The sequence below is a fragment of the Amycolatopsis sp. lyj-346 genome (genome assembly GCF_046548975.1).
Classification (GTDB): domain Bacteria; phylum Actinomycetota; class Actinomycetes; order Mycobacteriales; family Pseudonocardiaceae; genus Amycolatopsis.
Genome location: NZ_JAJPWT010000003.1, coordinates 439794 through 453100, shown reverse-complemented (window position 1 = coordinate 453100; position 13307 = coordinate 439794). Strand labels below are relative to the sequence as shown.

Genomic DNA, 13307 nt, shown 5'->3' with positions numbered 1-13307 from the left:
AGGGCAGGATGGGGCCGTGCCGCCCGCAGCAGTCCCGGATGACGTCCTGGCCACGCCGTTCACGGACTACCTGCTCCGCAACGCCGCCGAAGACCGCCCCGCGTTCACCTGCCGCACCTTCCCCGGACCGGCCGACCACACGCTGACCTGGCCGCAGGTGCTCGCCCGGGTCCGCGGTGTCGCCCGCGAGCTGCGGCGCGTCACCCGGCCGGGTGATCGGGTGGCGATCGTCGCCCGGCAGGACCTCGGCTACGTCACCGCCTTCCTCGGGACGCTCTACGCGGGACGCATCGCGGTGCCGCTGTCCGTCCCGACCGGCCGCACCGGCCGCGCCCGGATCGAGTCGGCCTTCGCGGACGCCGCCCCGGCGGCCTGCCTGACCTCGAAGGACCTGGTGGACAAGGTCCCGCCGGCGGCCGTGCTCGCCGTCGAGGACATCGAGCCCGACGACGCCGAACGGCCCGCAGCCGTGGCGATGACCGATCCCGCGTACCTGCAGTACACGTCCGGCTCGACGCGCCGCCCGGCCGGCGCGGTGATCTCCCACCGCGCCCTGGTGGCCAGCTGCTGGCAGACCACGCGGTGCTACCGCGCCGACGCGTCGACGCCGCTGGCCGGCTGGGTCCCGTTCTTCCACGACATGGGCCTGGTCCTGCTCATCGCCACCCCCGTCTTCCTCGGGTCGCGGTCGGTGTTCTTCACGCCGATGGAGTTCGTGCGCGACCCGCTGCGCTGGATCCGGCTGCTGGCCGAGCAGCCGGGTGTCGTCAGCGCCGCGCCCAACTTCGCCTTCGACCTGGTTTCCGATGTGGCAGGGGACCTCGAAGCCGTCGACCTCTCGCGGGTGAACTCGGTGCTCAACGGCAGCGAGCCGATCCGCGCGGCCACCGTCGAGGCCTTCGAGCGCGCCTTCGCCCCCTTCGGATTGCCGCGGGCCGCGCACAAGCCGTGTTACGGGCTGGCCGAGGCGACGGTGTTCGTCACGAGCGCGGGCGCCGAGGGCCCCACCGTGCGGACGTTCGACGGCGGCGAGCCGCGCGTGTCGGTGGGGCGGCCGTACGGCCAGCGGATCCGCGTCGTCGACGACGAGATCCGGGTGTCCGGGCCCAACGTGGCCGACGGCTACTGGGGCCGGCCGGACCTCGGTGAGACGTTCACCGAGGACGGCTGGCTGCGCACCGGCGACCTCGGCTTCGTCCACGACGGCGAGCTGTACGTCACCGGACGGCGCAAGGACCTGATCATCGTCGACGGCCGCAACCACCACCCGCAGGACATCGAGGCCACCGTCGAGGCCGCGCACCCGGGTGTCCGCCGCGTCGCCGCGTTCGCGGTGCGGGACGGCCACGGCGAAGGTGTCGCGGTCGTGGCCGGGTGCGTCACGCCGGACGAGTCGGTCGAGACGGCCGTGCGGCGGGCGGTCTCGGCGGCCCACGACCTGCCGCTGCGTGCCCTGTGGCTGGTGCGGCCGGGCGAGGTGCCGCGGACCTCCAGCGGCAAGGTGTCCCGCACCGCGGCCCGCGAACGCTGGTGGGGCGAGAATGAGCGGCATGGCTGACCCGGGCACCTACGTCGACGAGATCCGGCGGATCATCGGCTTCACGCTGGAGATCCCGCCCGAGCGGCTCACCGACACCACGCCGTTCGACGACCTCGGCCTGACGTCCCGGCAGCGGATCCAGCTGCTGTCGCGGGTCGAGGTGACCTACGGCGTCTCGGTCGACATCGACGAGCTCGACCGGCTGGTGGACATCCGCGGCGTTGCCGAGGTGATCTCCGAGGCGGTCGCGGCGCAGCGCCTCCGGGAGTAGGTCCCGGGCGGGTGCACTTCGCGGAAGCCCAGGTCCGCCGCCCGGGCGGACGCTAGACTCTGTGTGCATCTGCGACGGCACCGATCGGTGTCCGGGCGCGTCACAGTCCCGGAACGTCAGCGAGCGCACGGTGGGATCGAAGGGGGCAGCGACCATGCCGAACGGGTATGAGGCGAGTTCGGAGGCGATGACGCGGGCGCAGGTTCGCCTGGCGGACGTCGCCGACGACCCGGCGAACGAAGCGAAGAAGGTCGCGCCGACCGAGATCGCCGCGGCCGACTTCGGTCGCGTGCACCAGGAGAGCTTCGGCAAGTACAAGGCCGGGTTCGACGAGATCGGTGCGGGCATGACCGGGCTGTCGAACGCCCTTCTGAACCTCGGCAGCGGGATCGGGTCGGCCGGCTCCAAGTACACCGCGCAGGAAGCGAACGCCGGCGCGACGGCGAACCAGGCCGGGGGTAACCGCTGATGGCCGAATGGGCTGACATCAAGAAGGTCCTCGACGACCCGAACGTCTCGATGGAAACCAAGTCCAAGCTGATGGAGGAGTACAGCGAGGACACGATCAACTTCAATGACGAAGAAGAGGCGTACGCCGCCAAGTACATCGAGAACTACACCGACAGCGTCTCCATCAACGACGACTGGCTGCCGGGGTCGTCGTCCGATGTCGACGAAGCGCTGAAGGAAGCCCAGCAGGAAGCGGCGGCGAAGAAGCAGGAACACGATCGCGACACCGCCCAGCGCGACCAGGCGAAGAAAAACCTCGACGGCATCGCCACGCCGACGCTCGGGGCCGGCGCGAAGAGTTCCGACGAACAGCTCGACCAGGGCAACGTCGCCGTCGACATGCTCGCGAAGTGGACCGACGAGGTCTGGAACCAGATCAAGGGCGGCCAGAAGAAGGATTCCCAGAAGGACCTCAAGGACAAGTTCCACGAGAACCGCGGGATCCAGTACCAGAAGTTCCTCACCGACGCCGACGACCTGAGCAAGGCCCACAAGGTCGTCGAGGAGGCGCTCACCAAGAGCGACACCGAGCTCCAGACCCTCTTCGACGCGTGGAAGGGCAAGGGCGCCAACGCGGCGGAGATCAAGTACGACGAGGCGATCAAGCCGCACGCCAAAGAGCTTTCGCAGCAGATCGACGGGGCGGCGAAGCTGATCCCGCAGACCGTGACGCAGGTCTACACCGCGGTCAAGAAGAAGGTCGACGAGGTCCTGCAGCTGCACCGCCCGGTGATCGCCGAGGCCGACATCCCGATGGCCAAGGACGTCCTCAAGATCGCCAACGGCGAAACCGAGGAGTTCGACGACTTCATGAAGGTCGCCGGCTGGATCGACGCGGTCAACGCGAAGAACGGCAACCAGTCGAACCTCGCCGAGCGCCTGCAGAACGACGACGGCTGCTTCAACGACGAGAACATCGAATACGGCCGGAACGTCTGCCGGTACTGGCGCGACGGTGCGTTTTCGAAGGAGTACAACAGCCTGATCACCGCCTTCGACGGCTCCTGCAAGACCGCCAAGGACACGATCGACCAGCAGTTCGGCGCGCTGGCGCGGTACATGGACGGCTACCGCAACCAGCTGACCGAGGCCAAGAGCGAGGGCGGCGGCGACCAGACCGGGAACACCGGCAACACGGGGAACACGGGCAACACCGGGAACACCGGGACCGGGAGCACGGGCAGCACCGGGACCGGCAGCACCGGCAGCACCGGGAGCGGCTCCACGACGCCGTCGGCGACCGAGCCGCCGAAGGCCGAGGAGCCCGCGAAGCCCGAAGAGGGCAAGAACCCGATCACCGGGAAGCCCCTGGAGGTCGACCCGGCGACCGGCGAGCCGTACCCGATCGACCCGAAGACCGGCGAGGCCATCAAGGACGCCGACGACACGGACACGGTGTCGGTCAAGAAGGGCGACAACACGATCACGATGTCCGAGCCCGACGCGCAGGGCAAGCAGGACATCTCCGTGGACGACGGTCAGGGCCACAAGAAGGACTACCACCTCGACTGGGGTGACGACGACAAGGCCGAGGCCGGCAAGGACGGCGCCGGCAAGGACGGCGCCGCCGCGGACAAGGCCGCCTTCGGGCCGCAGGGCAGCCAGCAGGCGGTCAAGGAGGGCCAGCCCTCGGCCGACGGCTCCTACAAGCCGGGCCCGGACGGCAAGATCCACATCCAGGACGGCAACCTCAAGATCACCGCGGAGCGGCCGGAGGGCCCGGACGGCCCGACGATCGTGACGGTCGACGACGGCAAGGGCGAGCCGACCACCTACACGCTGGACGAGAAGGACGACCCCAAGGCGGGCGACCTCAAGGCCGACGGGCTCAAGGCGGACGTCAAGCCGGTGGCCGACGGCGTCGGCGCGGACATCCGGCACGACGCGAACGCCGAGTCCCCGCTGACGAAGGATCCGGCGCCGGCCACCCCCGACCCGGGCTTCACCCGCGGCGAAGCGGCTTCGGGCGGCGGCGGGTTCACCACGCCCGGCGGCTTCGAAGGTGACCTCGGCGGCGGCAGCGTCGGAGCCGAGCCCGCGGTGGCCACGGCCGACGCGGGTGCCGGGGCCGGCGGCTCCGCGGACGCGACCACGACGGCCGGTGCGAGCAGCTTCGGCTCGGCCGTCACCGGCGGCGGGTCGCCGGACTTCGCCGGCGCCGTCTCGCTCGACCCGGGTGCCCACACGGGCAGCGACGCTTCGCTGCCGATGTCGGACGGCGGCGGCGGGCTCGGCGCGACTCCGGTCGATCCCGGCGTGCACGGGGCCGCCGCGAGCTCGTCGAGCGCGATGTCGGGCATGGGTGGCATGGGGATGATGGGCGGGATGGGCGGCGCGCCCGGTGGCGGTGGTGGCGACCAGCAGCGCGGGCCCAGCCAGTACCGCATCGAGGGTGGCGTGTTCGAGACAAGCGGCGCGAAGGGCCGGATCAGCGGCTCGCTCGACGACGAGGGTGACCGTTCGATCCGGTACGACCGGTGACGAGGGCCGAGGAGGGCCGATGAGCAGCGCCGAAGACCGGTACCGGGCGGCGATCTCCACGATGGACGCGGCGGCGCGGGAGCAGGACGAACAGCGCGGGCTGCGCGAACGCCGGCTCGCCGAGGCCCAGCAGCAGGCCCGCGAGGGCATGCAGAAGGAGCTGGCCGCCGCGCAGAAGTACGCCGAGCACATGGACGAGCTCAACAAGCGCAAGCAGAGCGCGGGTGGCTGGGCGACGGAGAAGACGCTGGCCGACAAGTCCCGCGAGTCGCTGATGGAGTTCGGCGTCGCCGACGAGGAGGCCGCCACCGGCTACACGAACTACCCGACGCCGAACTACGGAACCCCGGCCGTGGCGGTCCCGCCACGCCCGGAACCGGCGCCGGAACCGCCGCCGGCGGCGGCCGCGGCGCCCGAGCCGCCGCGGCGTGGACGGCACGCGCGTCAGCCCGACGACGATGACGACTTCTCCAGCACCAGCTGGCTGGTCTGAGGAAGGGCCCGGCTCCGGCCGGGCCCTTTTCGCGTCAGTGGGCGGGTTCTTCTTCCCGCTCGATGGGGGCGCGCTTGACGTCCGCCTCGAGCAGGGGCCGGTACTTGTCGGTGCCGGTCAGGTGGGTCAGGAAGAACGCCGTGAACAGCGCGCGCGTGAGCTGCTGGGTCCTGCGGTGCGGCTTGCCGTGCATGAACAGCTGCGACCAGTGCCTGCCCTCGGTGACGCCGAGGTGGGACGCCTTGCCGAGGAACCGCAGCTGGACGTCGTCACCGCCCCAGGCGCCGGCGATGGCTTCGGCGTGCGCGACGGCGGGTGCGACCAGGTCGTCTTCGGCGGCGAGGTGCAGGCCGGGAACGGTGATCGCCTTCGCCGACTCGGAGGCGGGCGGGAGCGTCTGGGCCGCGGTGATCGTGGCGACGGCCTTGATCCGCGGGCTTTCGCTTCGCGCGTCCTGCGCCGCGGCGAGCACGGCGGAGCCGCCGCCGGTCGAGTGGCCGGCGAGGCCGAGCTTGCCGGGGTCGACGCTGATGCCGTCCGGGCCGAGCCGCACGGTGGTCACGACGTCGAGGGTGGTCAGCAGGTCGGCGGCGAGCAGCCGGTGCGAGGGCAGCGGCCCCCGCTGCGTGGCAGGCGCGGCGGCGACGATGCCCCAGCTCGCGAGGTGGCGCAGCAGCTCCCGGTACCGATCGGGCGGCTGCAGCCACCCGTGCCCGAAGGCGACGGCGGGCAACCCGAGCCCGGCGCGCGGCGTGAAGACCACGCCGGGCAGCCCGACGAGGGCGAGGTTGCCCCGCAGGACCTCGTGCGGACCCGGGTGCGTCAACTCCGCGAGCAGCTGCTTGGGCTTGCTGGCCATGGCCGGAACCCTACTGTGCGACCCGGCCCACGGCTCGCCCACCGCCCCGGCGCGCCGCCACCCTCGAACCCACCCACCCACCCACCCACCCACGCCCCACCCACCTCGCCCCACCCCGCCCGCCCCGGCCCCCAGCGCCCCAATGTGGCCTTCGGTGCGTTGAACGCACCCAAGGTGGCCTTCGGTGCGTTCAACGCAACCAAGGCCACATTGGGGCGCTCGAGGTGCCGGGTGAGCCGACGCTCCGGGTACGCGGGCCGACCCTTTGGGTACGCGGGCCGACGCTCTGGGTGCGTGGGCCGACTCTTCGGGTGCGTGGCAATGGTTCGAACCACCGTGGGTGCGTCTGTGCAGGTCGAGGACGGTTTGCGGACCCCGTCAACCGGCTGAATATCCCTCGTTAGGCTGGTGCGCGTGTGTGGAATCGTGGGATATGTCGGGCACCGCCCGGCTCTGGACGTCGTCCTCGGTGGGCTCCGGCGCATGGAGTACCGCGGTTACGACTCCGCCGGTGTTGCGGTCCTCGACGGCGCCGGTGCGCTGACCGTCGAACGCAAGGCGGGCCGGCTGGCCAACCTGGAAGGCCGGCTCGACGAGGTCGGCCGCGAGCACTTCGGCGGCACCGCCGGCATGGGGCACACCCGCTGGGCCACCCACGGCGCGCCCGTCGACCGCAACTCGCACCCGCACCGGGACGCCTCGCAGCGCGTCGCCGTCGTGCACAACGGCATCATCGAAAACTTCGCCGCCCTCCGCTCCGAGCTCGAAGCCGACGGCGTCGAGATGGCCAGCGACACCGACACCGAGACCGCCGCCCACCTGGTGGCCCGCGCGTACACCGAAGGCGACACCAAGGGCGATCTCACCGCCAGCGTCGCCGCCGTCTGCCGCCGCCTCGAAGGCGCGTTCACCCTGGTCGTGACGCACGCCGACCACCCGGACACGATCGTGGCCGCGCGCCGGTCGTCGCCGCTGGTGGTCGGGGTCGGCGAGGGCGAGCACTTCGTCGCCTCCGACGTCGCCGCCTTCATCGAGCACACCCGCGAGGCCGTCGAGCTCGGGCAGGACCAGCTCGTCGTCATCACCCGCGAGGGCTACGACGTCCTGGACTTCCACGGCGACGCCGCCCAGGCGAAGCCGTTCACCGTGGACTGGGACCTCAGCGCCGCCGAGAAGGGCGGCCACGAGTACTTCATGCTCAAGGAGATCGAGGAGCAGCCCGAGGCGCTGGCCAACACGCTGCGCGGGCACTTCGAGTCCGGCCGGATCATCCTCGACGAGCAGCGCATCTCCGACCAGGACCTCCGCGACGTCGACAAGGTCTTCGTCGTCGCCTGCGGGTCGGCCTACCACTCGGGCCTGGTCGCGAAGTACGCCATCGAGCACTGGACGCGGCTGCCGGTCGAGGTCGAGCTGGCGTCGGAGTTCCGCTACCGCGACCCGGTCCTCGACCGCGACACGCTGGTCGTCGCCGTCTCCCAGTCCGGCGAGACGGCGGACACGCTCGAAGCCGTCCGGCACGCGCGGGAGCAGAAGGCGCGCGTTCTCGCCGTCTGCAACACCAACGGCGCGCAGATCCCGCGTGAGTCCGACGCCGTCCTCTACACCCACGCCGGGCCCGAGATCGGCGTGGCCTCGACCAAGGCGTTCCTCGCCCAGATCGCGGCCAACTACCTGGTCGGCCTGGCGCTGGCGCAGGCCCGCGGCACGAAGTACCCGGACGAGGTCGCGCGTGAGTTCGCCGAGCTCGAGGCCATGCCCGCGGCCGTCCAGAAGGTACTGTCCACTGTGGACCAGGTGCGGGACCTCGGCCGCCGGATCGCCGACTCGAAGGCGATCCTGTTCCTCGGCAGGCACGTCGGCTTCCCGGTCGCCCTCGAAGGCGCGCTGAAGCTCAAGGAACTCGCGTACATGCACGCCGAGGGCTTCGCCGCCGGCGAGCTCAAGCACGGCCCGATCGCGCTGATCGAAGACGGCCTGCCGGTCGTCGTCGTGATGCCGTCGCCCAAGGGCCGCGCGGTGCTGCACTCGAAGCTCGTGTCGAACATCAGCGAGATCCAGGCACGCGGTGCCCGCACGATCGTCATCGCCGAAGAGGGCGACGAGACCGTCCGGCCGTTCGCCGACGAGCTCATCGAGGTCCCCGCGGTGCCGACGCTGCTGCAGCCGCTGGTGTCCACCGTGCCGCTGCAGGTGCTGGCCGCGGAGATCGCCCGCGCCCGCGGGTACGACGTCGACAAGCCGCGTAACCTGGCGAAGTCCGTCACCGTCGAGTAACCGCGGGAGGTCCCGCCGTGCAGGGAATCTGGACCACGGAACGGATTCGCGAGGCGGAGGGGCGGCTCTTCGCCGTCACGCCCGACGGCGAGCTGATGCGGCGGGCGTCCTTCGGGCTCGCGGTGCAGGTCGCGGACTTCCTCGACGACCACTCCGGCGGCGTTTCCGGCCGCCGGGTCGTCCTGCTGGTCGGCTCCGGCGACAACGGCGGCGACGCGCTGTGGGCCGGGGCGTTCCTGCGTCGTCGCGGAGTGGCCGTGACGGCGATCCTGCTCAAGCCCGAGAAGGCGCACTCCGCCGGGCTCAAAGCGCTGAAGCGGGCCGGCGGCCGCGTGGTGTCCGCCGAGGACGGTCCACAGTGGATCACCCGGGCCGACGTCGTGGTCGACGGGATCGTCGGCATCTCCGCCAGCGGCTCGCTGCGGCCCGACGCCGCGCGGCTGGTTTCCCTGGTGGAAGCGCCGATCGTCGCGGTCGACCTGCCCAGCGGCGTCGATCCGGACACCGGCGCGGTCGACGGCCCGGCGGTGAAGGCGGCCCGCACGGTGACGTTCGGCGCTCTCAAGCCGGTGCACGCGCTGGCTCCGTCGTGGTGCGGCGAGGTCGTGCTGGTCGACATCGGTCTCGAGTTGACCGACCCCGACCTGCGGCGGCTCGACATCGCCGACGTCGCGGCCGCGTGGCCGGTGCCCGGACCGGAGGACGACAAGTACAGCCAGGGCGTCGTCGGCATCGCGGCGGGCTCGGCGACGTACCCGGGCGCGGCGGTGCTCGCGGCGGGTTCGGCGGTTCGCGCGACGGCGGGCATGGTGCGCTACGCGGGCCACGCGGCCGACGTCGTCCGCTCGCAGTGGCCGGAGATCATCGCCACGGGCACGGCCGCGGACGCCGGGCGCGTCCAGGCGTGGGCGGTCGGTCCCGGCATCGGCACGGGCACGGAGGGCCGCGACGTGCTGCGGTACGTGCTCGGCCAGGGCGTCCCGGTCTGCGCGGACGCCGACGCGACGACGATCATCGCGAAGTCCCCGGACGTCCTCGACGCCCGCGATCCGGACACGCCACTGGTCCTGACCCCGCACGCGGGGGAGTACGAGCGGCTGATGGGCCGGGCGCCCGGCCCGGACCGCGTCACGGCCGCTCGCGAAGCCGCGAAGAAGTACAACGCCGTGGTGCTGCTGAAGGGGCACTGCACGGTGATCGCGGCCCCGGACGGCCGGGTCGCGGTGAACACCCCGCGCGGCGCGTGGCTGGCCACGGCGGGCTCGGGCGACGTCCTCTCGGGCCTGGTCGGCTCCCTGCTCGCGGCCGGCCTGGACCCGTGGCTGGCGGCCGCCGCGGCCGCCCACGTCCACTCACTGGCGGGCGCGATCGCGGCCCAGAACGCCCCGACCTCGGCCTCCGCCCTGGTCCACGCGATCCCGGAGGCCATCCGCTCGGTCCGATCGCTAACGTCCTGAGAAGACTTACCGAGTTTTTTGTTAACTTCGCGGATCAGATCTGGTAAGAATGCCGTGTGAGCGGCGGCACAGCACCCGGAGACCGGAAGACCCGGCCGTCCGATGCCGTCGTCGAGCAGCGGCGGCAGGACATCCTCGACCACGTCATCGAGCAGGGCGAGGCCCGGATCGACGATCTCACCGCGCGCTTCAAGGTCAGCCTGATGACCATGCACCGCGACCTCGACGACCTGGCCGAACGCCGGCTCCTGCGCAAGCTGCGCGGCAAGGTCGAGGCCTACCCGGCGCTCACCATCGAGAGCGCCGCCCGCTTCCGCGACACCCTGCACCACGGTGAGAAGGAAGCCCTCGGCCAGGCTGCCGCGAACCACGTCCAGCCCGGCCAGACGGTCTTCGTCGACGACTCCACCACCCTCCTCCCGCTGGTCAAGCGGCTCGCCGAGATCGACGCGCTCACCGTCGTCACGAACTCGCTGCACGCGGCCCGCCTGCTCGGGCCCAAGGTCGAGGTCGTCCTCGCCGGCGGCCGCTACAGCCACGAGTACGACTCCTGTGCCGGCCCCGAGGTCCTGAACCTGCTCGACTCGATCCGCGCCGACGTCTCGTTCGTCTCGGTCACCGCCGTCGCCGTCGGGCGGCTGTTCCACCCCGACCGCGACTACGCCGAGCTCAAGAAGGCCGCGCTGAAGGTCGCGAACCACACCGTCCTCGTCGTCGACCACTCGAAGTTCGGCCGCACCGCCACCTACGCGCACGGCGACGTCGGCGACTACGACCTGCTGATCACGGGCCAGGCCACGCCCACCGAGGAGATCGAGGCCGCGCTGAACGCGGGCACCGCGATCGAGATCGTCGAACACGTCGCAGAGGGGCAGCCCTATGACAGCTGAACTGGTCGCCGGCATCGACTCGTCCACGCAGTCGACCAAGGTCGTCGTGTGCGACGCCCGCACCGGCGAGATCGTCCGCACCGGCCGCGCGCCGCACCCCGACGGCACCGAGGTCGCTCCCGCCGCCTGGTGGGACGCCTTCAGGGAAGCCACGAACGGCCTGCTCGACGGCGTCACGGCCATCGGCGTCGGCGGCCAGCAGCACGGCATGGTCACGCTGGACGAAAACAACGACGTGGTCCGGCCCGCGCTGCTCTGGAACGACACCCGTTCCGCGCAGGCGGCGCTCGACCTCATCGACGAGCTGGGCGGGCCGTCGGCCTGGGCGAAGTCCGTCGGTTCGGTGCCGGTCGCCAGCTTCACCGTCACGAAGCTGCGCTGGCTGGCCGAGCACGAGCCGGAGCTCGCCGACCGCGTGACGCGCGTGCTGCTGCCGCACGACTGGCTGACCTGGAAGCTCACCGGCGGCGACCCGGTCACCGACCGCGGCGACGCCTCCGGCACCGGCTACTTCTCGCCGTCCGACAACGCCTACCGCCTCGACGTGCTGAGCCACGCCTTCGGCGGCCGGACTCCGGAGCTCCCCACCGTGCTCGGCCCGGCCGACACCGCCGGCCACACCCCGGACGGCGTGCTCGTCTCCGCCGGCACGGGGGACAACATGGCCGCCGCGCTCGGGCTGGAGCTGCGGCCCGGCGACGCCGTCGTCTCGCTCGGCACCAGCGGCACCGTGTTCGGCGTCGCCGAGACCGGCGCGGCCGACGTCAGCGGCGAGGTCGCCGGGTTCGCCGACGCGACCGGCCGCTTCCTGCCGCTCGCCTGCACCCTCAACGCCGCCCGCGTCCTCACCTCGACGGCCGTCATGCTCGGCGCGACGCTCAGCGAGTTCGACCGCCTCGCCCTGGCCGCCGAACCGGGTGCCGGCGGGCTGACGTTCCTGCCGTACCTCGACGGCGAGCGCACCCCGAACCTGCCCGGCGCCACCGGCTCACTGGCCGGGCTGACCAGGGAAAACATGACCCCGGAGAACCTCGCCCGCAGCGCGGTCGAGGGCATGCTCTGCGGGCTGGCCGCCGGCCTCGACGCCGTGCGCACGCACGGCCTCGACGTCCAGCGCGTGCTGCTGATCGGCGGGGGCGCGCAGTCGCGGGCCGTCCGCGCGGTCGCGCCGCTGGTGTTCGGCGTGCCGGTGCAGCTGCCCGAAGTCGCCGAGTACGTCGCGCTCGGCGCGGCGCGGCAGGCGGCGTGGGCGGCGGCCGCCAGTGCGGAACCCCCGTCCTGGCAGGAGAACCAGAAGCTTCGGCTCGAGCTGGACGAGCCGACCGAGGCGCAGCGCGCCGAGGGCCACCGGATCCAGCAGCGCCACCTCGAAGCCCGTGAAGCGGCTTACGGGGTCCGGCGAGAGAACCGAGAGGACTGACCGATGGCTTCCATCACCTACGACAAGGCGACCCGGCGCTACCCGGGTTCGGAGCGCCCCGCTGTGGACGCACTGGACCTGGAGATCGCCGACGGCGAGTTCCTCGTGCTGGTCGGCCCGTCCGGCTGCGGCAAGTCGACCAGCCTGCGCATGCTCGCCGGCCTCGAGGACATCGACGACGGCGCCGTCTGGATCGGCGACCGCGACGTCACGCAGCTGCCGCCGCGCTCGCGCGACATCGCGATGGTGTTCCAGAACTACGCGCTGTACCCGCACATGACGGTCGCGCAGAACATGGGCTTCGCGCTGAAGATCGCCGGCCGCCCCGCGTCCGAGATCAAGCAGAAGGTCCTCGAGGCCGCGAAGCTGCTCGACATCGTGGACTACCTCGACCGCAAGCCGAAGGCGCTCTCCGGTGGTCAGCGCCAGCGCGTTGCGATGGGCCGCGCGATCGTCCGCGAGCCGCAGGTCTTCCTGATGGACGAGCCGCTGTCGAACCTCGACGCCAAGCTGCGCGTGTCGACGCGCACGCAGATCGCCGCGCTCCAGCGCCGCCTCGGCGTCACGACGGTGTACGTCACGCACGACCAGGTCGAGGCCATGACGATGGGTGACCGCGTCGCGGTGCTGTCGGACGGCCTGCTCCAGCAGTGCGACACCCCGCGCGCCCTCTACGACCGGCCCGCCAACGCTTTCGTCGCGGGCTTCATCGGCTCGCCGGCGATGAACCTGGTCACCGCGAAGCTGACGGCGGACGGCGCGGAGCTGGGCGGCGGCAGCGTGCCCCTGACCCGCGAGGTCATCCAGGCGGCCGACGGCGACACGGTGACCCTCGGCTTCCGGCCGGAGTCACTGGAAGTGGTCAGCGAGGGCGACAGCTCGGTGCCGATCAAGGTCGACCTGGTCGAGGAGCTCGGCTCGGACGCCTACGTCTACGGCAAGCTCGCCGAGACCGACGCCGAAGGCACGAAGTCCAACGTCGTCGCCCGCGTCGACCCGCGCACGCCGCCCGCCATGGGGGACACCATCCACCTGCGGATCCGGCCCGACGAGCTGCACGTGTTCTCCGCCACGACCGGGGCACGCCTGCCCTGACCTCGGGTCATGGG

Annotated in this window: 11 protein-coding genes; 10 read left to right on the top strand and 1 reads right to left on the bottom strand. The window is 71.9% G+C overall.

Annotated elements, in window-relative coordinates; translation table 11 throughout:
* The first annotated feature begins 16 nt into the window (after positions 1-16).
* From ACLJQE_RS13810 to ACLJQE_RS13790, 5 genes are all read left to right on the top strand, one after another.
* The gene (locus ACLJQE_RS13810; protein WP_410639580.1) at positions 17-1558 is read left to right on the top strand and encodes a fatty acyl-AMP ligase; all 1542 of its coding nucleotides are present in this window, start codon (positions 17-19) and stop codon (positions 1556-1558) included.
* The gene (locus ACLJQE_RS13805; protein WP_410639579.1) at positions 1551-1811 is read left to right on the top strand and encodes an acyl carrier protein; all 261 of its coding nucleotides are present in this window, start codon (positions 1551-1553) and stop codon (positions 1809-1811) included. Before ACLJQE_RS13810 ends, ACLJQE_RS13805 begins: the two co-directional genes overlap by 8 nt.
* A 154-nt stretch (positions 1812-1965) precedes the next feature.
* On the top strand, positions 1966-2280 hold the full coding sequence (locus ACLJQE_RS13800) for a hypothetical protein (protein ID WP_410639578.1): 315 nt from the start codon (positions 1966-1968) through the stop codon (positions 2278-2280).
* Positions 2280-4802 carry a WXG100 family type VII secretion target gene (locus ACLJQE_RS13795; protein WP_410639577.1) on the top strand — a complete coding sequence of 841 codons (2523 nt, stop codon included), beginning with the start codon at positions 2280-2282 and terminating at the stop codon, positions 4800-4802. Before ACLJQE_RS13800 ends, ACLJQE_RS13795 begins: the two co-directional genes overlap by 1 nt.
* Before the next feature lie 19 nt (positions 4803-4821).
* Positions 4822-5295: a hypothetical protein gene (locus ACLJQE_RS13790; RefSeq protein WP_410639576.1), complete on the top strand. Its 474-nt coding sequence runs from the start codon at positions 4822-4824 to the stop codon at positions 5293-5295.
* A gap of 34 nt (positions 5296-5329) precedes the next feature.
* Here the strand turns inward: ACLJQE_RS13790 and ACLJQE_RS13785 are convergent, their stop codons facing one another.
* Complete coding sequence (locus tag ACLJQE_RS13785; protein ID WP_410639575.1) at positions 5330-6154, bottom strand: dienelactone hydrolase family protein; 825 nt, start codon at positions 6152-6154, stop codon at positions 5330-5332.
* Positions 6155-6568: 414 nt separating this feature from the next.
* Here ACLJQE_RS13785 and glmS point away from each other — a divergent pair, with 414 nt between their 5' ends.
* The 5 genes from glmS to ACLJQE_RS13760 are packed head-to-tail and all read left to right on the top strand — an operon-like array spanning position 6569 to position 13293.
* Positions 6569-8431 (top strand): glutamine--fructose-6-phosphate transaminase (isomerizing), encoded by a 1863-nt coding sequence (gene glmS / locus ACLJQE_RS13780; protein WP_410639574.1) that lies wholly within the window; start codon positions 6569-6571, stop codon positions 8429-8431.
* A gap of 17 nt (positions 8432-8448) precedes the next feature.
* Positions 8449-9888, top strand: a complete 1440-nt coding sequence (locus ACLJQE_RS13775; protein ID WP_410639573.1) for an NAD(P)H-hydrate dehydratase — start codon at positions 8449-8451, stop codon at positions 9886-9888.
* A gap of 56 nt (positions 9889-9944) precedes the next feature.
* Positions 9945-10778 (top strand): DeoR/GlpR family DNA-binding transcription regulator, encoded by an 834-nt coding sequence (locus ACLJQE_RS13770; RefSeq protein ID WP_410639572.1) that lies wholly within the window; start codon positions 9945-9947, stop codon positions 10776-10778.
* The gene (xylB, locus tag ACLJQE_RS13765) at positions 10768-12198 is read left to right on the top strand and encodes a xylulokinase (protein ID WP_410639571.1); all 1431 of its coding nucleotides are present in this window, start codon (positions 10768-10770) and stop codon (positions 12196-12198) included. The genes ACLJQE_RS13770 and xylB overlap by 11 nt, the downstream gene beginning before the upstream one ends.
* A gap of 3 nt (positions 12199-12201) precedes the next feature.
* Positions 12202-13293, top strand: a complete 1092-nt coding sequence (locus tag ACLJQE_RS13760) for an ABC transporter ATP-binding protein (protein WP_410639570.1) — start codon at positions 12202-12204, stop codon at positions 13291-13293.
* The last annotated feature ends 14 nt before the right edge of the window (positions 13294-13307 follow it).